At 35.3% G+C, this 21,209-nt stretch carries 25 protein-coding genes; 21 read left to right on the top strand and 4 right to left on the bottom strand.

Translation table 11 applies throughout. The features are described from left to right. Positions 1 to 41: 41 nt before the first annotated feature. Complete coding sequence (locus C8D70_RS12290) at positions 42 to 1,010, top strand: ROK family protein (protein ID WP_110367496.1); 969 nt, start codon at positions 42 to 44, stop codon at positions 1,008 to 1,010. Positions 1,011 to 1,996: 986 nt separating this feature from the next. Next, entirely contained in the window at positions 1,997 to 2,551 is a 555-nt protein-coding gene (gene msrA / locus C8D70_RS12285; RefSeq protein ID WP_110367495.1) for a peptide-methionine (S)-S-oxide reductase MsrA, read from the top strand. A 298-nt stretch (positions 2,552 to 2,849) separates the two neighbouring features. Here the strand turns inward: msrA and C8D70_RS12280 are convergent, their stop codons facing one another. Continuing rightward, entirely contained in the window at positions 2,850 to 3,656 is an 807-nt protein-coding gene (locus C8D70_RS12280) for a hypothetical protein (RefSeq protein ID WP_110367494.1), read from the bottom strand. A 379-nt stretch (positions 3,657 to 4,035) separates the two neighbouring features. Here C8D70_RS12280 and C8D70_RS12275 point away from each other — a divergent pair, with 379 nt between their 5' ends. From C8D70_RS12275 to C8D70_RS12210, 14 genes are all read left to right on the top strand, one after another. After that, the gene (locus C8D70_RS12275) at positions 4,036 to 4,233 is read left to right on the top strand and encodes a hypothetical protein (RefSeq protein WP_139325970.1); all 198 of its coding nucleotides are present in this window, start codon (positions 4,036 to 4,038) and stop codon (positions 4,231 to 4,233) included. A gap of 56 nt (positions 4,234 to 4,289) precedes the next feature. Continuing rightward, a complete protein-coding gene (locus C8D70_RS12270; RefSeq protein ID WP_110367493.1) occupies positions 4,290 to 5,927 on the top strand; it encodes a tetratricopeptide repeat-containing sensor histidine kinase in 1,638 nt (545 codons plus the stop codon). A gap of 10 nt (positions 5,928 to 5,937) precedes the next feature. Beyond that, positions 5,938 to 6,600, top strand: a complete 663-nt coding sequence (locus tag C8D70_RS12265) for a DUF5932 domain-containing protein (RefSeq protein ID WP_076595288.1) — start codon at positions 5,938 to 5,940, stop codon at positions 6,598 to 6,600. Positions 6,601 to 6,714: 114 nt separating this feature from the next. Next, positions 6,715 to 7,380: a response regulator gene (locus tag C8D70_RS12260; RefSeq protein WP_076595287.1), complete on the top strand. Its 666-nt coding sequence runs from the start codon at positions 6,715 to 6,717 to the stop codon at positions 7,378 to 7,380. Positions 7,381 to 7,519: 139 nt separating this feature from the next. After that, the gene (locus C8D70_RS12255; RefSeq protein ID WP_047426254.1) at positions 7,520 to 7,726 is read left to right on the top strand and encodes a hypothetical protein; all 207 of its coding nucleotides are present in this window, start codon (positions 7,520 to 7,522) and stop codon (positions 7,724 to 7,726) included. Positions 7,727 to 7,736: 10 nt separating this feature from the next. Beyond that, positions 7,737 to 8,075, top strand: a complete 339-nt coding sequence (locus C8D70_RS12250; RefSeq protein WP_110367492.1) for a YegP family protein — start codon at positions 7,737 to 7,739, stop codon at positions 8,073 to 8,075. 4 nt (positions 8,076 to 8,079) lie between these two features. Next, positions 8,080 to 9,150: a type I restriction endonuclease gene (locus tag C8D70_RS12245; protein WP_110367491.1), complete on the top strand. Its 1,071-nt coding sequence runs from the start codon at positions 8,080 to 8,082 to the stop codon at positions 9,148 to 9,150. 11 nt (positions 9,151 to 9,161) lie between these two features. Continuing rightward, positions 9,162 to 9,698, top strand: a complete 537-nt coding sequence (locus C8D70_RS12240) for an SH3 domain-containing protein (RefSeq protein WP_110367490.1) — start codon at positions 9,162 to 9,164, stop codon at positions 9,696 to 9,698. A gap of 15 nt (positions 9,699 to 9,713) precedes the next feature. Next, entirely contained in the window at positions 9,714 to 10,340 is a 627-nt protein-coding gene (locus tag C8D70_RS12235) for a PH domain-containing protein (protein WP_110367489.1), read from the top strand. A gap of 3 nt (positions 10,341 to 10,343) precedes the next feature. Beyond that, positions 10,344 to 10,559: a TM2 domain-containing protein gene (locus tag C8D70_RS12230; RefSeq protein WP_076595283.1), complete on the top strand. Its 216-nt coding sequence runs from the start codon at positions 10,344 to 10,346 to the stop codon at positions 10,557 to 10,559. 11 nt (positions 10,560 to 10,570) lie between these two features. Beyond that, the gene (locus C8D70_RS12225; RefSeq protein ID WP_110367488.1) at positions 10,571 to 10,969 is read left to right on the top strand and encodes a DUF6804 family protein; all 399 of its coding nucleotides are present in this window, start codon (positions 10,571 to 10,573) and stop codon (positions 10,967 to 10,969) included. A gap of 7 nt (positions 10,970 to 10,976) precedes the next feature. Beyond that, positions 10,977 to 11,384 (top strand): hypothetical protein, encoded by a 408-nt coding sequence (locus C8D70_RS12220; protein WP_110367487.1) that lies wholly within the window; start codon positions 10,977 to 10,979, stop codon positions 11,382 to 11,384. A 6-nt stretch (positions 11,385 to 11,390) separates the two neighbouring features. Next, positions 11,391 to 12,731 (top strand): DUF4200 domain-containing protein, encoded by a 1,341-nt coding sequence (locus tag C8D70_RS12215; RefSeq protein WP_110367486.1) that lies wholly within the window; start codon positions 11,391 to 11,393, stop codon positions 12,729 to 12,731. 10 nt (positions 12,732 to 12,741) lie between these two features. Continuing rightward, the gene (locus tag C8D70_RS12210) at positions 12,742 to 13,641 is read left to right on the top strand and encodes a hypothetical protein (RefSeq protein ID WP_076595279.1); all 900 of its coding nucleotides are present in this window, start codon (positions 12,742 to 12,744) and stop codon (positions 13,639 to 13,641) included. Positions 13,642 to 13,697: 56 nt separating this feature from the next. Here the strand turns inward: C8D70_RS12210 and C8D70_RS12205 are convergent, their stop codons facing one another. The 3 genes from C8D70_RS12205 to C8D70_RS12195 form a co-directional block, all read right to left on the bottom strand. After that, positions 13,698 to 14,150 carry a GNAT family N-acetyltransferase gene (locus C8D70_RS12205; RefSeq protein ID WP_110367485.1) on the bottom strand — a complete coding sequence of 151 codons (453 nt, stop codon included), beginning with the start codon at positions 14,148 to 14,150 and terminating at the stop codon, positions 13,698 to 13,700. Then, the gene (yihA, locus tag C8D70_RS12200) at positions 14,143 to 14,766 is read right to left on the bottom strand and encodes a ribosome biogenesis GTP-binding protein YihA/YsxC (RefSeq protein WP_076595277.1); all 624 of its coding nucleotides are present in this window, start codon (positions 14,764 to 14,766) and stop codon (positions 14,143 to 14,145) included. The genes C8D70_RS12205 and yihA overlap by 8 nt, the downstream gene beginning before the upstream one ends. 63 nt (positions 14,767 to 14,829) lie before the next feature. Further along, on the bottom strand, positions 14,830 to 15,591 hold the full coding sequence (locus C8D70_RS12195; protein WP_076595276.1) for an alpha/beta fold hydrolase: 762 nt from the start codon (positions 15,589 to 15,591) through the stop codon (positions 14,830 to 14,832). A gap of 272 nt (positions 15,592 to 15,863) precedes the next feature. Here C8D70_RS12195 and mraZ point away from each other — a divergent pair, with 272 nt between their 5' ends. The 5 genes from mraZ (at position 15,864) to C8D70_RS12170 (ending at position 21,201) form a co-directional block, all read left to right on the top strand. Next, on the top strand, positions 15,864 to 16,322 hold the full coding sequence (mraZ, locus tag C8D70_RS12190) for a division/cell wall cluster transcriptional repressor MraZ (RefSeq protein WP_041461948.1): 459 nt from the start codon (positions 15,864 to 15,866) through the stop codon (positions 16,320 to 16,322). Positions 16,323 to 16,373: 51 nt separating this feature from the next. Beyond that, positions 16,374 to 17,267: a 16S rRNA (cytosine(1402)-N(4))-methyltransferase RsmH gene (gene rsmH / locus C8D70_RS12185; protein ID WP_076595275.1), complete on the top strand. Its 894-nt coding sequence runs from the start codon at positions 16,374 to 16,376 to the stop codon at positions 17,265 to 17,267. A 74-nt stretch (positions 17,268 to 17,341) separates the two neighbouring features. Then, complete coding sequence (locus C8D70_RS12180) at positions 17,342 to 17,707, top strand: FtsL-like putative cell division protein (RefSeq protein ID WP_002981890.1); 366 nt, start codon at positions 17,342 to 17,344, stop codon at positions 17,705 to 17,707. Further along, positions 17,691 to 19,682 carry a penicillin-binding transpeptidase domain-containing protein gene (locus C8D70_RS12175; protein ID WP_110367484.1) on the top strand — a complete coding sequence of 664 codons (1,992 nt, stop codon included), beginning with the start codon at positions 17,691 to 17,693 and terminating at the stop codon, positions 19,680 to 19,682. Before C8D70_RS12180 ends, C8D70_RS12175 begins: the two co-directional genes overlap by 17 nt. 58 nt (positions 19,683 to 19,740) lie before the next feature. Continuing rightward, the gene (locus tag C8D70_RS12170) at positions 19,741 to 21,201 is read left to right on the top strand and encodes a UDP-N-acetylmuramoyl-L-alanyl-D-glutamate--2,6-diaminopimelate ligase (protein ID WP_110367483.1); all 1,461 of its coding nucleotides are present in this window, start codon (positions 19,741 to 19,743) and stop codon (positions 21,199 to 21,201) included. Positions 21,202 to 21,209 lie beyond the last annotated feature (8 nt).

The following is a 21,209-nucleotide window of genomic DNA, read 5'->3' as shown; positions in this document are numbered from 1 at the left end:
ATCTTTTTTATAATTTTAGCCCTTAGAATTTAATAATAGAAATGTCATTAATAGATTTATCAAAACAAGTTGCCCTTGGAGTTGACATCGGCGGAACCAATACTAAATTCGGAATTGTAAATCACCGTGGTGAAGTTCTGGATAAAGGAAATCTGAAAACTGATGCCTATGACAAAGTAGAAGATTTCATCGATTCTTTATATGAGCATGTTCGTCCAATGATGGAAAAATATGGTACTGAAGCACACTTTGACGGAATCGGAGTAGGCGCACCGAACGCCAACTATTACAAAGGAACTATAGAACTTGCCCCTAATCTTCCATGGAAAGGTGTTATTCCTTTCACTGAGTTAATGACGGCAAAATTCAATCTGCCTTGTACCGTGACCAATGATGCCAATGCTGCGGCACTGGGAGAGATGCTTTTCGGAGCTGCAAGAGGAATGAAAGATTTCATTATGATTACCCTTGGAACAGGTGTAGGCAGTGGAATTATCGCTAATGGGAGCTTAATCTACGGACATGACGGGTTTGCCGGAGAGCTGGGCCATACGATTGTGAAGCCGGGCGGTAGAAAACACTGGAGTACAGGTTCTGAAGGAAGTCTTGAAGCCTATGCATCTGCTACGGGAATCACCATCACAGCAAAGAAAATGAGAGCGGAGTTCCCGGAATCAATGCTGAACCAATACCCTGAAGACGAGATCAATTCTAAAACAGTATATGAATGTGCTATCAAGGAAGATCCTATTGCGATTGAAGTTTTCAGATATACAGGTCAGAAACTGGGAGAAGCATTAGCCAATTTTGTAATGTTCTCTTCGCCTGAAGCTATTCTTCTGTTCGGAGGAGTAATTAAAGCAGGAGATTTTATTTTAAAGCCTGCTAAACTTCATATGGAAAGAAACCTTCTTCCAATCTTCAGAAATAAAGTAAAGCTCGTATTCAGTGAGCTTGACGAAGCTGATGCTGCTATTCTCGGAGCGAGTGCTTTGGTTTGGGAAAAATAACTGAAAGCCTTTTAAATAATATAGAGCACCTTTTTTAGGGTGCTTTTGTTTTTTGACCACAGATTGCGCAGATTTTCACAGATGATTGCGTTTTATTTTCCTTGTGTTTATTTGTGAAAAACATTCGTGTTATTCGTGTTTAATATTAAAATGCTTCGACTAAGCTCAGCATGACATTGCTAATACTAACCGCTTTAAAATACTTTGTAGTAATTAAATACAAGAAATTGCATCCTTATTTTCCTTATGTTATTTATGAAAAACATTCGTGTTATTCGTGTTTAAAATCAAAATGCTTCGACTAAGCTCAGCATGACATTGCTAATACTAACCGCTTTAAAATACTTTGTAGTAATTAAATACAAGAAATTGCATCCTTATTTTCCTTGTGTTATTTGTGAAAAACATTCGTGTTATTCGTGTTTAAAATCAAAATGCTTCGACTAAGCTCAGCATGACATTGCTAATACTAACTGCTTTAAAATACTTTGTGGTAATTAAATGCAAGAAATTGCATCCTTATTTTCCTTGTGTTATTTGTGAAAAACATTCGTGTTATTCGTGTTTAATATTAAAATGCTTCGACTAAGCTCAGCATGACATTGCTAATACTAACCGCTTTAAAATACTTTGTGGTAATTAAATGCAAGAAATTGCATCCTTATTTTCCTTGTTTTATTTGTGAAAAACATTCGTGTTATTCGTGTTTAAAATCAAAATGCTTCGACTAAGCTCAGCATGACATTGCTAATACTAACCGCTTTAAAATACTTTGTAGTAATTAAATGCAAGAAATTGCATCCTTATTTTCCTTGTGTTATTTGTGAAAAGCATTCGTGTTATTCGTGTTTAAAATCATTTGCTACATCTATCATTGCAATTTAAGTTTAAGACGTAAAAGCATGTTCAAATGAAAAAGTTTTTCATATTTTTGATCAGCTTTTTCCGGATCTGGAAAAGTTCATAAAACAATATAATTACCAAAAATGGATAACAATAATTTAGAACAGATTACTTTCGGAGGCGGATGTTTCTGGTGTGTGGAAAGCTGTTTCAATATGCTGAAAGGAGTACAATCTGCTATTTCAGGATATTCTGGTGGACATAAAGATAACCCGACGTATCAGGAGGTTTGCACTGGAGAGACGGGACATGCAGAAGTAGTACAGATCACTTACGATCCTGCTGTTATTTCTTACGAACAGCTGATGGATGTATTTTTCTTCCTTCATGATCCTACTCAATTAAACAGACAGGGGAACGACATCGGAACCCAATACCGCTCTGTTATCTACTATAAAGATGATGCAGAGAAAGCAAAGGCCGAAAAAGCCATCAAAGTATCTCAGGATTCAGGAAGATGGACAGGAACTTATGTAACGGAATTAACGAAATTCGACAAATTCTGGCCTGCAGAACAGTACCATCAGGGATATTATAACGAAAACCCAACACAGCCTTACTGCAGCGCAGTAGTAGGCCCTAAAATCCAGAAGTTTAAAAAGCATTTCGGTGAACTGGGCATGCTGAACATAGAATAAAAATTGTAAGTTTTAGCTTAGCCAAAAGCTGACAGATCAATGTAATATATCAGAAGCGAAGGAGAAGTCTCTTCGCTTCTTTTTTGGCGCAAAAGATGTACACAATCCGCTAGATTATAAATCTATCCGTCATCCGGAAAGTCTCCGTATGGCTACAGTTTTAATTGCTTCTGATGCAATATCATCCAACCCTTAAAAAGAACAAAATAGTTTTCATTAAAAATTCTTGTAAAATGCAATTGAAATTCCACCGTTTTCATAATTATTTTCATTGAATTTAAATAATTATGAAGGGAACCTATTCTTCTATTAATAAACTCCCTGCGTTCTTTCCTGCATATTTTGTAATCATATGCCTGCTCGCATCTCTTAGACTTTTACCGTTATCAGGGTTGATTCCATCCATTGTAAAAAACTCTACCGCATTATCATATTTTGTATACCATGAATTACCTAACCCGTTTTCTACTGTCAAAGTATCTGGCCTGGTAATTTTCTTAAAATATTTTAACCTAACAGTATCAACAGGCAATAACTGATGTTTAGGGTTTTTATCATTACAAGAGGTTAATTTATATTCATCTCCATCCCAATACATACATTGATTCTCTTCTTCAAATATTTTTAGTCCTCCTTTTCCAGAAGAAAAACTTGCAAATAGAATTAACACTATAGCTCCTATTCCCATCCCGTTTTTGGCCATCTGCGGAATATTGAAAACAGGTGCGTTCGTAATGTTTATAATTATTTTAGAAAGCCTTTCTGAAAAAGAATTTTCATCATTTCCAATTCTCATTTCTATCTGAGTCTCTCCATTATCTCTTCTAATTGTATAATTCTCAGAAAAATCTTTAAAATTATCATAGTCCACATACCAACTTAATTGATCCAGAGTGATATCATCAATATCATAATCTCGATTTTCATTTACTAATCTCTTATAATATCTCACAAAAGTTCTTCCATCTTTGGAAGACTCAAATTTCTCTTCTAGTTTCTGGCTTAAAAAATCAAATACAGTACTATAACTATCTGTTTCAATTCCAAGTTCTTTTTTTGCGGTTTCATATGCTGCTTTTATGAGCAATTTTCTTTTCTCAAACATACAATTTCGATAATGGATTAATTTGCTGTCCAAATTAGACACATTTTAGACAATACAATTGCGGTTTTCCGTAATACACAGCATTTTACATGACTTTATTTGTCCACCCGCTGTCTTACATAAGACAACGTACTATCGGATATTTGTAAAAGAAATCAGGGACAAAAAAACAAACAAAAAATCAAAACTCTGATTTCAAAAATCACCAGATAAAACGGAGGAAAACTCCGGGTTGGGAAGCAGATGTTTCTCCTCCGTTTTTGAAGGTTCACTTCCCAAAAAATTTAGAAGCGCTTCAATTTTTTTAACCGTATAACACTATCTGCGATCTGCTTCGCAGGGAAGAATACGAATGCTTTAACAATAAATTTTTTGAAAAATGATCGAAATTATATTGATGCTATTCGGTTTAGCATTCTCAAACAATACTGCCAACGCAACAACAGCCAATGATAATAACCCAACAACTGTAACGACACAATCTCAGGGAGAATCTGGGGGTACAGGTGAGACTGGGGGTACAGGAGAAAGTGATACAGGAGGAGAAACAGGACAAATAATACCTCCAAGAAAATAACAAAGAAAGCGGAAGAATTATCTTTCGCTTTTTTTATTAAATTTGAAAAAAAACCATTGAAAGCTCATATAACTCTTCTATTAATCTTATCTCTTCTACTTTCTTGCTCAAGAAAGAAGCCTTCAGTAGCCGATCGAATAAATTACGATAAAGGGTATGATTATTTAGAGGCATCAAAAAAAGACAGTGCATTTAAATATTTAAATAAGGCAAAAGATGACTTTATTCAAAAAGGATATCCTTCTTATGCCGGAAATTGTTTAGTGCTTATGGGAATCATCCAGTGTGATGCTGGAGATTATTATGGAGCACAAGAAACAGCTCTATCGGCCATCAAATTCTTAGATAAAAAAAAGGATTCACGAGACCTTGCTTCCAATTACAATAATCTTGGCATTTCTTGTCAAAAACTTAAAGATTATAAAAGAGCAGCAGAAATTTACAATCAGGCTTCGATGTATGCTCAAGATTCCGTTGAGCGGTTTACTCTTCTTAACAATATGGCTGTTTCATATGTATATTTGAGAGATTACGATAAGGCAATTAATATTTACAACAGTATCTTATCTTCTTCTAATATCGATAAAGGCTCTATCATTTTCGCTAAAGTTTATGATAACCTTGCCTTTGCAAAATTTCAACAAAATCCTAAATATAATGCCGAATATGAACTGAACAAAGCCTTACACATACGAGAAAACATAAAAGATACAGATGGACTAAATGCCAGTTTTTCTCACTTAACTGAATACTTTGAGAATCGCGATCCCATAAAAGCTCTTTTTTATGCAAAAAAAATGTTCAAGACCGCTTCAGCTAACAATAGTCCTGATGATAAATTAGAAGCCCTTCAAAAAATAATACAATTAGAAAAACCTGAAAATATAAAAATACCTTTCAAGCAATATCAAAATCTGAAGGATAGCTTAGAAACAGCCAGAAATAAGTCTAAAAGTCAATTTGCTTTAGAAAGATATGATTCTGAAAAATTCAAAAGAGAAAATGTAGAAAAGGATAATAGCATTTTAAAACTTTTAATTGGAGTGGTTATATTAATTGTTGCAATTATATTTATTGTAATTGGTTACAGAAGGAGACAATTAAAATTAAAACAAGAAAAAGAAATCGAAATAAAAAACACTCAGCTTAAGATGTCTAAAAAGGTTCATGATGTAGTTGCCAACGGCATTTACCAGGTGATGACAAAGATTGAAAACCAGGAAGATTTTGACCGGGATAAAGCACTTGATGAACTGGAATTTGTGTATGAAAAATCAAGGGATATTTCCTATGATAAAATTGGTGAAGAAAAAGAGTTCAGCAAAGTAATTTCAGAACTCATTGCTTCCTTCAATAATGAAACGGTAAAAACCTTTACAGCAGGGAACAGTCCTGCAATTTGGGATCCCGTTTCCGCTACCGTTAAAGAGGAAGTTTATCAAATGATTCGCGAATTGATGGTGAATATGAAAAAGCACAGCCATGCCAGCCATGTAGCCGTTAAGTTTGAAAAAATAAACAATAGGGTTGATATTCAGTACAAAGACAATGGAATAGGAATTTCCGGAGACCTTATTTATAAAAACGGGTTGCGTAATACGGCATCCCGCATAGAAACAATTAACGGAACCATTACTTTTGAAACAAAAATTGAAAAAGGACTGAAAGTAAATCTTTCATTTCCAGCTTCCTAATCCTATAACCATGTTCAAAAAAGTTTTAATCGTTGAAGATCAGGAAATAATGAACCAGGGAATCCTGAATACGATAAAAGAATTAAATATCCCTGATTTTGATTATGTAATGTATTGTGATGAAGCTTTAGGCAGGATAAAATCAGCTTTAGAAAAGAAAAGTCCTTACGATCTTCTTATTGCAGATCTGTCGTTTGAAAAAGATCATATTCCTCAGCAGCTTCGTTCCGGGCAGGAACTTATTTTCGAGGCAAAAAAGGTTCAGCCTGGATTAAAAACAGTTGTATTTTCTGTAGAAAAGAAAGCCAAAACAATTGATGATCTGTATAAAACATATCAGGTGGACGGATTTGTAAGCAAGGCAAGGCGTGACGGACAAGACCTGAAAAGCACAATACGCAAAATTTTTAACGGAGAGACTGTAATTCCCCAGGAGGTTCTGAATACGATGCGCCATATTTCTTCTGAGTTTGATGTATATGATATGAAATTAATTGAGCTGCTTGCCAAAGGACACAAACAAAGTGAAATAAGTACCTATCTGAAAGAGCATCGGATGACGCCTTACGGCATCCGATCTATTGAAAAAAGATTGAGTGAGCTTCGTGACAGTCTTAGCGCAAAAAACAATATTGAGATGATCGTAATCTGTAAAGATATTGGCATCATCTGATTATATCTGTTGAAATATTTATTTTTTCTTTTTACGTGAAACCGTAATGGTAAAAAAATAAATGACTATACTTTTGAGGTCTTAACCTATTTTTTAAAATTAAATCGTATAACCATGTTCAAAAAAGTTCTAATAGCCGAAGACCATGAAAGCATCAATATTTCCGTTCAGAAAACCCTTGAGGATCTTGTCATCCCCAACATTGATTATGTTTTTTATTGTGATGATGCCATAGGTAAAATCCAGAAAGCTTTACGGGAAGAACATCCTTATGACTTATTAATTACAGATCTTTATTATGAAGAAGATCATCATGAACAAAATCTCAAAGACGGAAAAGAACTCATCAGAAAAGCAAAAGAGATACAGCCCGATTTAAAAATCATTGTGTTTTCGGCAGAACATAAAACAGGGATTATAGAAAATCTTTTTTCAGATTATCAAATTAACGGTTATGTTCGTAAAGCCAGAAACGATTCAAAAGACTTAAAAAAATCAATTACCTCAGTATACATTGGTGAAGAATATTTATCTTTTGATCTGAAGCAGGATATGAAAAAGTTCAATAGCTATGAGTTTTCTACGTTTGACATCACCCTTGTCTCCCTCCTTTCTAAAGGAGTATTACAGAAAAATATCCCTATACATCTTGAAGACAGAAATATTAAACCGGCTAGTCTCAGCAGTGTGGAAAAAAGATTAAACAGCCTGAAAGAGGATCTCCAAATAAACAGCAACGAGCAGCTGGTAGCCTTCTGCAAGGACATAGGAATTATATAAAATCACAATTAATTTCGCTTACAGCCTTTCAAATTTTTTGAAAGGTTTTTTATTTTTTGCCCATTTTACGGTTTTCCGTAATCAACCAGAATTTAATGCTCATATTTTTGGACTGTTAAAACAATAAACAATTTTTATTATGAAAAAGTACTATGTAAACAAAAAAGCTCAGGCAAATGGAGATCATGAAGTACATCATGAAAACTGTATATATCTACCGAGCATTGATAACAGAAAATATTTAGGTCAGTTTTCGTCTTGTAAAGATGCAGTAAGAGAAGCAAAAAGGGATTATTCGAAAGCAAATGGCTGCAAAACGTGTTCTAACGAATGTCACACAAGTTAAAACAATAATCATGGGAAAATTCATCATCACACAAAGAGTCAACAACGAATATCAGTTTAATCTGAAGGCGGGAAATGGCGAAATTATTTTAACAAGCGAGGGATATGTTCAGAAAGCATCTTGTCAAAAAGGAATCGAATCTGTAAAAGTTAATTCACAGGATCTTTCAAGATACGAAAGAAGAGTAGCGAAAAACGGAAAAGATTATTTCGTGTTAAAAGCAAGAAACGGTGAAATTATTGGGAACAGCCAAATGTACAGTTCAAAATCAGGACTGGAAAACGGTATTGCTTCCGTAAAATTAAATGCTCCAACAGCAGAAATAGTTGATGAAACTTTAAAAAAATAATACGATGGATCTTAAAATTAAACTGGATCAATTGCATCAGAAAGTAATTGGACTGAAGGAACAGATAGGAACGGAAGAAGCTACAAAAAATGCTTTCGTAATGCCTTTCATACAAATCCTTGGTTATGATATCTTCAACCCTACGGAAGTTGTTCCCGAACATGTTTGTGACATTGGAACGAAAAAAGGAGAAAAAGTGGATTATGTTATCAAAAATAATGATGAACCCATCTTCATTATCGAATGTAAACATTGGAAAGAAAGCGCAGATGCCCATAATTCACAGCTTCACAGGTATTATCATGTTTCGAAAACGAGATTCGGAGTTTTGACCAATGGTATCGTATATAACTTTTATACAGATCTGGAAAAACCTAATATTATGGATGAAAAACCGTTTTTTACCATCAATATTGAAGATCTGAAAGACAGTTCCATCAAAATTCTTGAAAATTTCACCAAGAAAGATTATAATTTGGAGAATATTCTTGATTCTGCAGAAGCATTAAAATACATCAAAGCCATCAGAAAAGAATTCGAAAAAGAAATCGAAAACCCATCTGACGAACTGGTAAAACTTCTGGTGAACCGTTTCTTTGAAAAGCCTTTAACAGCCAACAGAATGATTTCTTTCAAAGAATATGCTAAAAAAGCTTTAACGACTTCTATTAACGAATCCATCAGCTTCCGGTTAAAATCTGCATTGAGCATCAATGAACAAATAGAAAAAAGAGAAGACGATGTGAAAACATCACAACCCATTGATGAGAATAACGATTCCAAAATTGTAACAACCGAAGAAGAATTGGAAGGATTTCAAATTGTAAAAGCAATTCTGAGAGAGAAAATTGCTTCTTCCAGAATTGCTTACAGGGATACACTTTCATATTTCGGAGTTTTGTTGGATGATAACAACAGAAAACCAATTTGCAGGCTGCACTTTAATACAGCGAACAAATATTTAGAAACATTTCATAACGGAAAAGAAGCCGGAGAAAAGGTTTTACTAAATACTCTGGATGAGATCTACAATTATAGAGATCAGCTTCATAAGACTCTGGAAAACTATTCATAAAACTAATAGTCATGAAAAAATTAATCCCTTTCATTATACTGATACTGACCTTCAGCTTATTTCTTTTAAATTCTTGTTTTAAGGCCAATGACAGCATAGCAGGCCATGGTGGAAGATGTACAGGTTCTGCTTATTGCACTGCATGTTCCAATTGCTCAAGATGCGGGCATTGCAGTGGTGGTGGAACGTGTGGGGTTTGTGGAGGAGGCTCTTCAGGAAGAAGTTCTTCATCAGGCAGATCCAGTAAAAGAGATGAATCTGAAAAATACAAGCCTTCTGATTCTTATAAATCCCAAAAAGCAAAACCCAGTAAACCACCAAAAGTTTTTATTGATGAGGTTAATGTTAATATTAATTCCAACAACAGATACATTGCAGGGATAGAAGCCACAAATATTTATGAGAAGCCATCCTTAAAATCTAAAATAATAACAACAGTGCCTAAAAAAGCCAAACTGATTCAACTTTCCAAAGAAGGCTCGTGGTACAAAGTACAAGTTAAATCAAATGGAAAACAAGGATATGTTTATTATAAAGATGTAAAATAATCAAAACAAAATAATATGAACTTAAAGAATTTTTTAAATGAAGAACAGGATCCTCAAGCTGTTGAAAAGCTTTTAGGAAGAATCAACAGCCTTCTAACCTCACAAGAAACTGTGGAATATATAGCTGTTCAAAAAAAACCTGTAATTAATTTATCTCCCGATTGTATTGCCCTAACGAACAGAAGAATCATTTTCTGCAGACCGAAAAACTTTGGCTTATCCATGGATTTTCAGGACTACAACTGGGTAGATATAGCCGATTGCCACATCAAAGAAGGGATTGTTGGTGCTACATTCATCATGAGAACAACAAACAGCTTTACCAATATGATGGATTATTTGCCTAAAAACCAAGCCAGAAAATTATACCAGTTTGCACAGGAAGTAGAAGAAAGAATGCGTGGTGTAAGAAGAGAAAAAAATCTTGAAACTTTGAGAGCTTCAGCAGGAGGAGTTACGGTGAACAATGCTACTCCTATTATCACACAACCACAACAATTTCAGGAGGAAAAAAAACCATTGTTAATAGAAAATGAAGATCCTTTTGCCTTATTGCAGAAGTTAAAAGACCTAAAGGAAAACGGAATCATTTCTCCTGAAGAGTTTGAAACAAAAAAGAACGAAGTTTTATCAAGAGTTTAAATTATGAAATCAAAATCCACCGCCGCATTACTTGCTTTTTTCCTGGGAGGATTAGGCATTCACAGATTTTACTTAGGTCAAAATGGTAGGGGAATACTTTATCTGGTATTCTGCTGGACTTTCATTCCTGCATTAGTTGCATTTTTTGATTTCTTCGTACTTATTTTTATGTCTGAAAACCAATTCAATTGTAAATATAATTTTAACACAGGATTTTAAACAGCATCATCATGAAACCATTTCTCACCTTCTGTGCGTTATGCTGTTTCATCGGTATTTTCAGACTTCCCATAGAATATTATACTTTCCTCAGAATTCTTATTTCCATTGGAGCTCTACTGGTCCTATACAATACGTTGAGTTCTAAACAGCATTATTTCAGTATAATTTTTCTGGTTATTTTCATTCTCTTTAATCCCGTTTTCCCTATTTATCTGTATCGGAAAAACATTTGGATTCCCATTGATATCATAACCGGAATTCTGTTCCTATTGATCAGTTTCATAGAAAGAAAAGAACAGAAAAAGGAAGAAGAAATTACCGAAGAAACCTCAGAACCTTCAATACCCATTCACCAAAGGACTGTTTCAAGAGACAGGATCATTAATCCTGAAAAAACAAAAGAATAATACCCCCATGGAAAACAATCATATAACGGAAAATCTAAAAGCTCATTTTTTAAGACTGTATCAAATGGCAATCTGTGATGACGATTTCAGTGCATTAGAATTGAAAATGCTTTACAAATGTGCTGAAGAAAGAGGAATTTCATCAAAAAATTTAGATGAAATTCTTTTAAATCCAATCAATTTTAAATCATTAGTTCCCCAATCTATTGAAGAAAAAATAGATTATCTGTATGATCTCACAGTTATGATCTGGGCAGACGGAATTGTTTCCCCAAATGAATATTCTGCCATGCGAAAATACGTTCTGATGTTTGGTTTTTTGGAAGAAAATGCAACGGCAATTGTAGATTATCTCATTGAAGCCGTAAGAATCGGAAAGAACAAAAGTGAAATTTTATATGAATTAAAAAACTAATCCATCATGGACACTACCAGCATAAAAAATTTATTCAAACTCAAATCCGTTCCGATAGAACCAACACCGGAACCATTATCTAAAAACAATAACAATCCGAACGATGAATCTCTGGAAGAAACCCGAAAAAGGACCTATCATGAAACAGGCTACAGAGACAGTTCAAGAACCAACGGAAACCATTCTACTCTATCCATCTGTCTCGATGCTGTTTATTCAAAATTTCAGAATGAAGAAAAAGAAATGGTTGAAAAGCAGAAAAACCTGAAAGAATCCTATATAAACGAACAGAAAAACCGGGAAACTGAAATCAAAGCTTTATTCGTTTCACAGGAGACCAAAGAGGAACAATTAAAAACTAAAGACTCAGAAATCAAAAATCACCAACATACTATTGAAAATTTAAAGGCTGAAATTCTTGATCTTCCCAGAAACCCGGAAAAATATAATATAAAAGCGACAAGAGGTGCTTCTGCAAAATTCTGGATCGGATTTTTTCTTTTGATTCCTATCACCTTATATTTAGGAACATTCTATATCTCAACTTCTTATTCGGCCTTTTTTAAAAGTTTTGATGCAAAAAGTACGATTATCCAGAGTGTTTTAGATGCACAGGCTTTCAGTAAGGCATGGAACGAAGGAGTTATTGAAGGAGCTTTTGTTACCCTTATTCCGTTTGTGTTTCTTGGATTAGGTTATTTGATTCATATGTTCTGGGAGAATAAAACGAGAGCCAACTATATCAAGCTTGGATTATTATTTATCGTAACATTTATTTTTGATTGCATTTTAGCCTACGAAATTGAATCAAAATTATATGAATTAAACAGAACCTTTAATTCTCCACCTTTTGATCTTAAGATTGCTTTTACCAAAATTCAGTTTTGGGGAATTATTTTTGCCGGATTTATTGTATACATTATCTGGGGGCTGGTTTTCGATTTTGTGATGAAAGAACATCGTGAAAAAGATAAGATTAAAAACGAACAGGAAATCAGACAGAAAAAAGTTGAATTCTTTCAGGAAAAGATTAATATTCTAAAAAAAGAAATTGAAGAAATCCTTGCCAGTATCGGAACAATAAAAGAAACCACCATTAAAACACGAGGAAGAATAGAAGAACTTCAGAATATTATCGACGGAGTCATTATTCCAACCAAAGATTACAAATTGTATGCTTCGGAATATGTACAGGGCTGGATCACTTTTATCGGTGAAAAAATAGCCGTTTCAAAAACGGAGAAACAAACGATGATTGATGACTGTATTGCCACCTACAATACCAATTTAGAAACCGTAGGTGCTAATTCCGATAATCAGAATTTAGTGTATTTATCATCTTTATAACTGAAAAATTATGAAAAAGATATTCTATTTATTATTCATTATTTCTTTGGCTTCTTGTTGCAAAGGCAAGAATGACGGAACAAATACAGAAAAGAAAGATTCTATTGTTGTTGACTCAAGCAACATCAATCTCAGTATTTTAATTGACCTTTCTGATAGAATTGATCCTAAAACAAATCCGAACCCAACAATGGAATATTACCTACGAGATGTGGAATACATTAAAGCCATTGAAAAAGGATTCATCAATCATATTAAATCCAAGAAAATCATCACATACGATGATCAGATGCAGGTTTTCTTCAATCCGGAACCTTCTGACCCTAAGATAAATGATTTCACAAAAGAGCTGAAAGTTTCTTTCAATAAAGACATTCCAAGAAGTTATTTTGATTCCGTAGATAAAAAATATGTTGAATTACCTTTAAACATTTATCAGTCTGCTATAAAAGACGGAAAATTTGTAGGCTCAGATATTTGGGAATTCTTTAAAAACAAGGTCAACGATTATTGTATAAAACAAGATAAAAGGAATATTCTGTTCATTCTGACAGACGGATATATGTATCATCAAAACACCAAGTTTGACGAAAACAAGGAAAACTCACACAAAACGTCTTATCTAACAACTAAACTTGTAAAAGCTAACAACCTAACTACCTCAAACTTCAAAGATGCCATTGAAAAAAACGGTTATGGATTTGTAAAAGCGAATGAAAATCTGAGTAATCTCGAAGTCATTGTTTTAGGAATCAATCCCGAAAAAGGAAACCCTTTTGAAGAAGCTGTTATTAAAGAGTATTGGGAAAACTGGTTTAAAGAAATGAAAATTACAAAGTATCAAATCAAATCTGCCGATCTTCCTTCCAATCTGGAGCCTATCATCTTAAAAGCGATTTCAGGAAAATAAAACAAACACAATATAATTAACTATCAAAAAAGCGAAGAAATTTATTCTCCGCTTTTTTATTTTCTTATCATTTCCGTATGCGGAATATCATCTTCCAGATATTTCTTCCCTGTATCTACAAATCCGAACCCACTGTAAAATCTTAAAAGATAATCCTGTGCAGATATTTTGATTTCAGAAGTATGAAAACGGTTTTCTATAGTTTCCACAGCATATTGTATCAATTGCTTCCCCATGCTTTTACCTCTCGCATGCTCTGTTGTCAGAACTCTGCCGATAGAAGTTTCCTCATATTTTATGCCTTTATCAAAAACACGGCAATAGGCTAAAACCTGCCCGCCCTCTTCAGCCCAGATGTGCACTGCCTTCTGATCATAATTATCCAGATCAGGATAAGGACAGTTCTGCTCAATAACGAAAACATCAATTCGTGCCTTCAGTACTGCATATAATTCCGGAACCGTAAACTCATCAAATGTTTTAATTTTCCAGATCATATTACTACTCATCGAAGCTTATATTATTATTCTTTAAAAAATCATTGGTCTTTTGGATAAAATCAAGAATGTTATCTCCTCCCTCCTTCTTTTCTGCTGAGGTAATATACAATTCGGGAAGATCTTCCCATGTTTTATGAAGCTCGGCTTTATAGTCTTCAACGTTTTTGATAACCGCATTCGGTTTCAGTTTATCTGCCTTTGTGAAGACAATGGAAAACGGTATTCCACTTTCACCACACCACTGGATGAACTCCAGATCAATTTTCTGCGGAGTATGTCTCACATCTACCAGAACAAAAAGGTTAACAAGATTTCTTCTGTTCAGAATATAATTGGTAATCAGCTTTTCGAAATCCTTTCGCTGAACTTTTGAAACCTTTGCATAGCCATATCCTGGTAAATCAGTAAGATACCAGTTTTCGTTCACTAAAAAATGATTGATCAGCTGGGTTTTTCCCGGGGTCTGTGATGTTTTAGCCAGATCTTTATGATTCATCATGGCATTGATCAGTGATGATTTTCCTACGTTCGATCTTCCGATAAAAGCATATTCGGGAATATTTGGTTCCGGGCATTCCTGCCATTTTCCGCTACTCTTTACAAACTCTGCTGTTTTGATAATCATTTTTTGAATGTATTTTAGAAAAATAAACCATTAAGAAAAGCTCTTAATGGTTACTTATATGTTTTAAACTTTATCTTTTATCCAGTTGTACAGGATTTCATTGAATTCATCCGGTTTTTCCATCATGGCTGCATGACCGCATTTATCAATCCAGAATAAATCGGAATTCGGAATAAACTTGTGCATATCTTCTGCCACTTCAGGAGGAGTCACATTATCCTGTTTACCCCAGATCAGACAGGTAGGCGTCACAATCTTCGGAAGATCGTGCAGCATGTTGTGTTTAATGGCACTTCTCGCCAGCATTACCGTCTTGATTCCTTTCATTCTGTCATTCACCACTGCAAAAACTTCATCTACAAGATCTTCTGTTGCTACCTTTGGATCATAGAAAACTTCTTCCGTTTTCTTTCTGATATATGAACGGTCATTCTTTCTTGGAAAGCTGTCTCCGAAAGTCCTTTCATACAATCCGGAACTTCCTGTAAGAACAAGATTCTTTACCAGATCCGGTCTTGCCAAAGTTAAAATAAGCCCTACATGACCGCCCATTGAGTTTCCTACAATAGAGACAGGTCCCTCAATATGACTTTCTATAAACTTGATTATATATTTTGCGATAGTGGTAAGGTTGGTATTGAGTACCGGCAGATCATAGATCGGCAGCTGAGGAACATATACTTTGAAGCCTCTATCCGAAAAAAAATCTACCATTTTATCGAAATTACTCAAACCACCCATTAACCCGTGCAACAGCACCAATGGATGTCCTTCTCCCGCTTCTACATAGGAATATTTCTTTTCTTTTTTTGTACTAAATATCATAAAACGCCTTAATAAAGCCCTGCAAAAATACAAATTAAACCTCAAAAAAATTTTGATTATCCTAATTTAAGATAAAAATAATATAATATTCTCCTTTTTAACTTTTTTTTTCAAAACCTCTTTATTATGGTCTAAATAAGACTTTTAGCAAGTATCTTCATATCAGTATTTTACATTATTGAAATTCAATCTTTAATAAAACTTATTAACATTGAGTCAAAAAGTGGGAAAAAGTGGGAAATTTTGGAAATTATTATATAAATTTGTCCCAAATGAAAAATTTCATTGGGACATATGAGTGTAAAATTGACGACAAAGGCCGCTTAAAAGTTCCTTCATCTTTAATCAAACAGATGGAAAACTTCGACGATAAGGCGTTTGTAGTCAAAAGATCTGTGTTCCAACCCTGCCTGGAAGTTTACCCTATGAATGCATGGGACAAACTGATGGGCAAAATTAATAAACTGAACAGATTCATAAAAAAGAATGCTGATTTCATACGAATGTTTACAGCAGGAGTAAAAACAGTAGAGTTGGATAATGCAGGAAGATTACAGATCTCTAAAGACCTTACGGTTTTCGCAAATCTTCAGAAAGACATTGTGATTACCAGTGCAGGAGAGCTCTTTGAGATTTGGGACAAAGATGCCTATGAGAAGGTAATTGCTACCAACGAAGCTGATTTTGCAAGCCTGGCTGAAGATGTAATGGGCTCTTTCGATGAAGAATAACTGGAGTAGGTTATTAATTGATTATATAGTAAATAAAAAACACAATTAAGCATGTATCATAACCCCGTTTTGTTGAAGCAGAGTGTTGATGATTTGGTGACGAATCCTGACGGAATATATGTGGACTGCACCTTTGGAGGCGGAGGCCACTCAAGAGAAATCCTGAGCAGACTTTCCGACAAGGGGAGATTGTTCAGTTTTGATCAGGACCTGGATGCCCTTAAAAATACAATTGATGACCCAAGGTTTACATTAGTTAATCAGAATTTCAGATTTCTGGAAAACTCATTGCTGATGTATGGAGTTTCACAGGTGGATGGTGTTTTGGCAGACTTAGGCGTGTCTTCCCACCAGTTTGATGAAGCAGACAGAGGATTCTCAACAAGAAGCAATGCTCCTTTGGATATGAGAATGAATGTAATGCAGAATCTGGATGCCAAAAGAGTGATTAATGAATATGAAGAAAGTGAACTTGCAGATCTTTTCTATCACTATGGAGAATTAAGAGAAGCAAGAAAGCTGGCGAGAGAAATTGTTCATCACAGAAAAACAAAAAGTATAGACACTACGGAAGATCTGAAAAAATTGTTCAGCTATATTCCGCCTCACAAGGTGAATAAATTCTATGCTCAGCTTTTTCAGGCGATAAGAATTGAAGTCAACCAGGAACTTGAAGTATTGAAAGAAATGCTGGTTCAGGCTTTTAATGTATTGAAACCGGAAGGAAGATTAGTGGTTATTTCTTATCACTCCTTAGAAGACCGTTTGGTAAAAAGATTCCTGAAAAACGGAATGTTTGAAGGAGAACCGGAAAGAGATATCTACGGAAATTATAAAAAGGCATTTGAATTGATAAAGAGTAAAGCAATCATTCCTGATGACCGGGAAATTGAAGAAAACTCAAGAGCAAGAAGTGCCAAGATGAGAACAGGAATAAAAGTATAAATGATAACAGATAATTGATAAATGATTTTAAAATATCGATCATCATTTATCATTAATCAATTATAAACAAAACTTTGGCAAAAAGAACAACAAATCGCCCCCAGAAAAGACTCACTTTTATAGACATTATAAAAGGAAACTTTCTGAATCGTGATGAGATCAAAATACATTATAAGTATTTTCTCTTGTTGTTTGTTCTGATGATGGCCATGATTTATACCAACCATCTCGTCAATAAAAAAATAAAAATTGTAAACGCCTTAAAGGAGGAAACAGAAGAATATAAATCACGAAACGCTTACGCCCAGAGTAAGCTGATCAAAGTAAAAATGGAATCAGAGCTGGGGAAAGAGGTTGCCCGGGATTCACTAATGACCCTGGAAAACCATCCTCACAAATTGCTAATAAAACTGGACAGTACAGATGCAAAAGCAAAATGAATACGACAATAAACGTAAGAAAACCTTACGATGGGGCTACCTCTTTGCAGTGGTAGCTTTGTGCGTGTTTGTCATGTTCCTGGCAAGAATTGTAGTCCTTCAGAATACCAATGTTCAGGAAATAAAGGATGATTACATTAATAAAAACTATCGTGAAGCCACTTTAAAAGCTGCCCGCGGTAACCTTTTTGCGTCCGACGGCTCAATTCTCGCTACCACTGTAATGCGATATGACATCTATCTTGACTTCAAAACAATGAAAGATACGGTGTATTCCAACAACATCGGAGCACTTACTGATTCTCTGAGCAAAATGTTCGGAAAATCAAGAGGAGAATTCAGACAGAAGTTTGACGAGCAGAAGAAAAAGAAAAACCAGTATTATACTTTAGTAAAAGGTCTTGATTTCGATCAGTACGACAGAATCCGAAAGTTCCCGATCTTCAAAAAAGGGAAAAATAAAGGAGGATTTATCGTTGACCGAAACTATAAAAGAGAATTGGCTACTTCGGAAATCGGTGCCGGAACTATCGGTATGGATAACGGCGAGCTTAAATCCGGGCTGGAAGGTGCATTCTCAAAATATTTAACCGGAACAGACGGAAAAAGACTGGAGCAAAGAATAAATTCTTCCCAATGGAAGCCTATCGACTTCTGGAAGGTGCAGGAACCGGTAGACGGAGAAGATGTGTATACCACTTTAGACCTTAGAATTCAGGATATTGCGCACTCCGCTCTTGAGAAACAGCTGATTAATTTTGAGGCAAAACACGGGACCGTAATTGTCATGGAAGTTGAAACCGGAAAAGTACGTGCTCTTGTCAATTTAAGAAGAACAGAATCAGGAGATTACGAAGACTCTTACAACTATGCGCTGAAAGATAATATCGAACCTGGATCTACTTTTAAAACCATTTCGCTTTTAGCAGCAATGGACGACGGATTCATTGATGAAAACACAACGGTAAACGTAGGAAACGGAGTCTGGGTATATGCAAAACAGAGAATCTCTGACGGCCACGGAGGAGGAACATATGATATCAGTGATGTATTGGCAAAGTCCAGTAACGTAGGAACTTCAAAGCTGATTACAAAGTATTATGCAGAAAAGCCTCAGATTTTCCTTGACCACCTGAAACGTTGGAAATTATTCGATAAAATGGATATAGAACTTCCGGGAATCACAAAACCGAAGATCGTAACTCCACAAAATAAAAGATGGAATGCAGCAACGCTGGCTTCCATTTCTTACGGGTACTCTTCCAACATTAACCTGCTGCAGCTGACAACTTTCTACAACGGAGTTGCCAATGGAGGTAAAATGCTTAAGCCCTTATTCATTGATAAAATCATGAAAGACGGAAAAGTAATGTACAGCGCAAAACCTGAAGTAATGGTAAACAAAATGGCTTCTGAAAAAGCGATTAAAATGATGACCAGCGCTTTAACCAAAGCTGTAGAAAAAGGAACAGGACGAAGTATTTTTACTCCTAACCTGAAAATGGCAGGAAAAACAGGTACTGCAAGATTTGAATACTGGCTGCCTGGCCCAATGAAATACCGTGCATCATTTGCAGGATTCTATCCGGCTGATGCCCCAAAATATACGTGCTATGTAATGATCAGTGAGCCTAATACCGCAAAAGGATTTTATGGAGGTTCCGTTTCAGCACCGGTGTTTAAAGAAATTGCAGGAAAAACATTCCTGAAAACACCTCAGAATATTGAAAAAGAAATGCTGGTAGACAAAAAGGTAAACCTGAGCAAAATGGTAGAACCTAATGTTAAAGTAGCCGTCAATGATAAGCAAATGCCTAATGTAGTAGGATTAATCGGGAAAAACGTAATCCCGCAGCTGGAAAACTTAGGTTACCGTGTCGATTATAAAGGAGTAGGAAGAATTAAAGAACAATTCCCTCTGGAAGGCACAACAATCAGTAAAAACCAGAGAATTTATTTGTCTCTGCAAAATTAAAACCAAGGTTCCGGAAGGACCATTTAAACCAGAATAAGGCAAAGCCTTATTGATAAAGATGATTATAACAGAATTAGTAAACAGAATCCCAGTAATGGAAATCCACGGAGACAACAACCGTGAGGTTACTGAATTGGTGATCGACAGCAGAAAGGTTACAGAAAACGCTCTTTACATTGCGATGAGAGGAACGGTGGTGGATGGTCACTCATTCATTGCATCTGCTATTGAAAAAGGAGCTGCAGCAATCGTTTGCGAAGAATTTCCCGAAACTTTGGTTGAAAATGTAACGTATATTCAGGTAAAAGATTCATCTAAAACCTTAGGCCACCTTGCTTCTAATTTCTATGGAAACCCTTCTCAGAAGTTAAAACTGATAGGAGTTACAGGAACTAACGGAAAAACATCCGTTTCCACACTTCTTTTTGATGTTTTCAAAAACCTTGGATATCCGGCTGCTTTACTTTCTACTGTTGAAATCAGAATTGGTGAAGAGGTTATTCCGGCTACCCACACCACTCCGGATGTTATTACCATCAACAGAATTTTGGCTGAAGCGGTAGAAAAAGGATGTGAATTTGCCTTCATGGAAGTAAGCTCCCACGGAATTGCCCAAAACAGAATTGAAGGATTACACTTCAAAATAGCAGGCTTTACCAACCTTACTCATGATCATTTAGATTATCATAAAACGTTCGAAGAATATTTAAAGACGAAGAAAAGATTCTTCGATCAATTAGAAGATACCGCCATCGCTATCACCAATGTAGATGATAAAAATGGTAACGTCATGCTTCAGAACACCAAGGCTAAAAAGAAGTCTTATGCTTTGAAAACCATGGCAGACTATCACGGGAAATTATTGGAAGTGGATTTCAACGGAATGCTGTTGAATTTCAACGGAAAAGAATTCTGGACGACCCTTACCGGGAAATTCAATGTATATAATTTACTGCTTGTCTTCGGAATTGCTGCTGAACTCGGCTTTCAGCAGGATGAAATTCTTCAGGCTATCAGCCAGTTAAAAAGAGTTTCCGGAAGATTTGAAACCTTCAAATCTGATGGCGGAATATTCTTTATCGTAGACTATGCACACACTCCGGATGCTTTGGAAAACATCCTGGACAGCATTAACGATATCAGAACCAAAAACGAAAGATTAATTACTGTATTCGGTTGTGGAGGAGACAGAGATCACTCCAAAAGACCTGAAATGGGAAATATTGCCACTAAAAAATCAACCCTGGCAATCATCACTTCAGACAATCCGAGAACAGAAGATCCTGCACAGATCATCAAAGAAATTGAAGCAGGTGTTGAACCTCAGAATTTCAGCAAATACACTTCAATTCCGGACAGAAAAGAAGCCATAAAAATGGCCATCAAGTTTGCAGAACCCAAAGATATTGTTTTAGTTGCCGGCAAAGGCCACGAAACCTATCAGGAGATCAATGGTGTGAAACATCATTTTGATGACAAAGAAGTAATTAATGAGCTTTGGAAATTAATGAGCAAATAAATTACAAG

Origin of the sequence: Chryseobacterium sp. CBTAP 102, from assembly GCF_003201365.1 — a bacterium.
GTDB classification, from domain to species: Bacteria; Bacteroidota; Bacteroidia; order Flavobacteriales; family Weeksellaceae; genus Chryseobacterium; species Chryseobacterium candidae.
The sequence above is the reverse complement of the archived record's forward strand: the minus strand, read 5'-3'. Positions and strand labels throughout refer to the sequence as shown.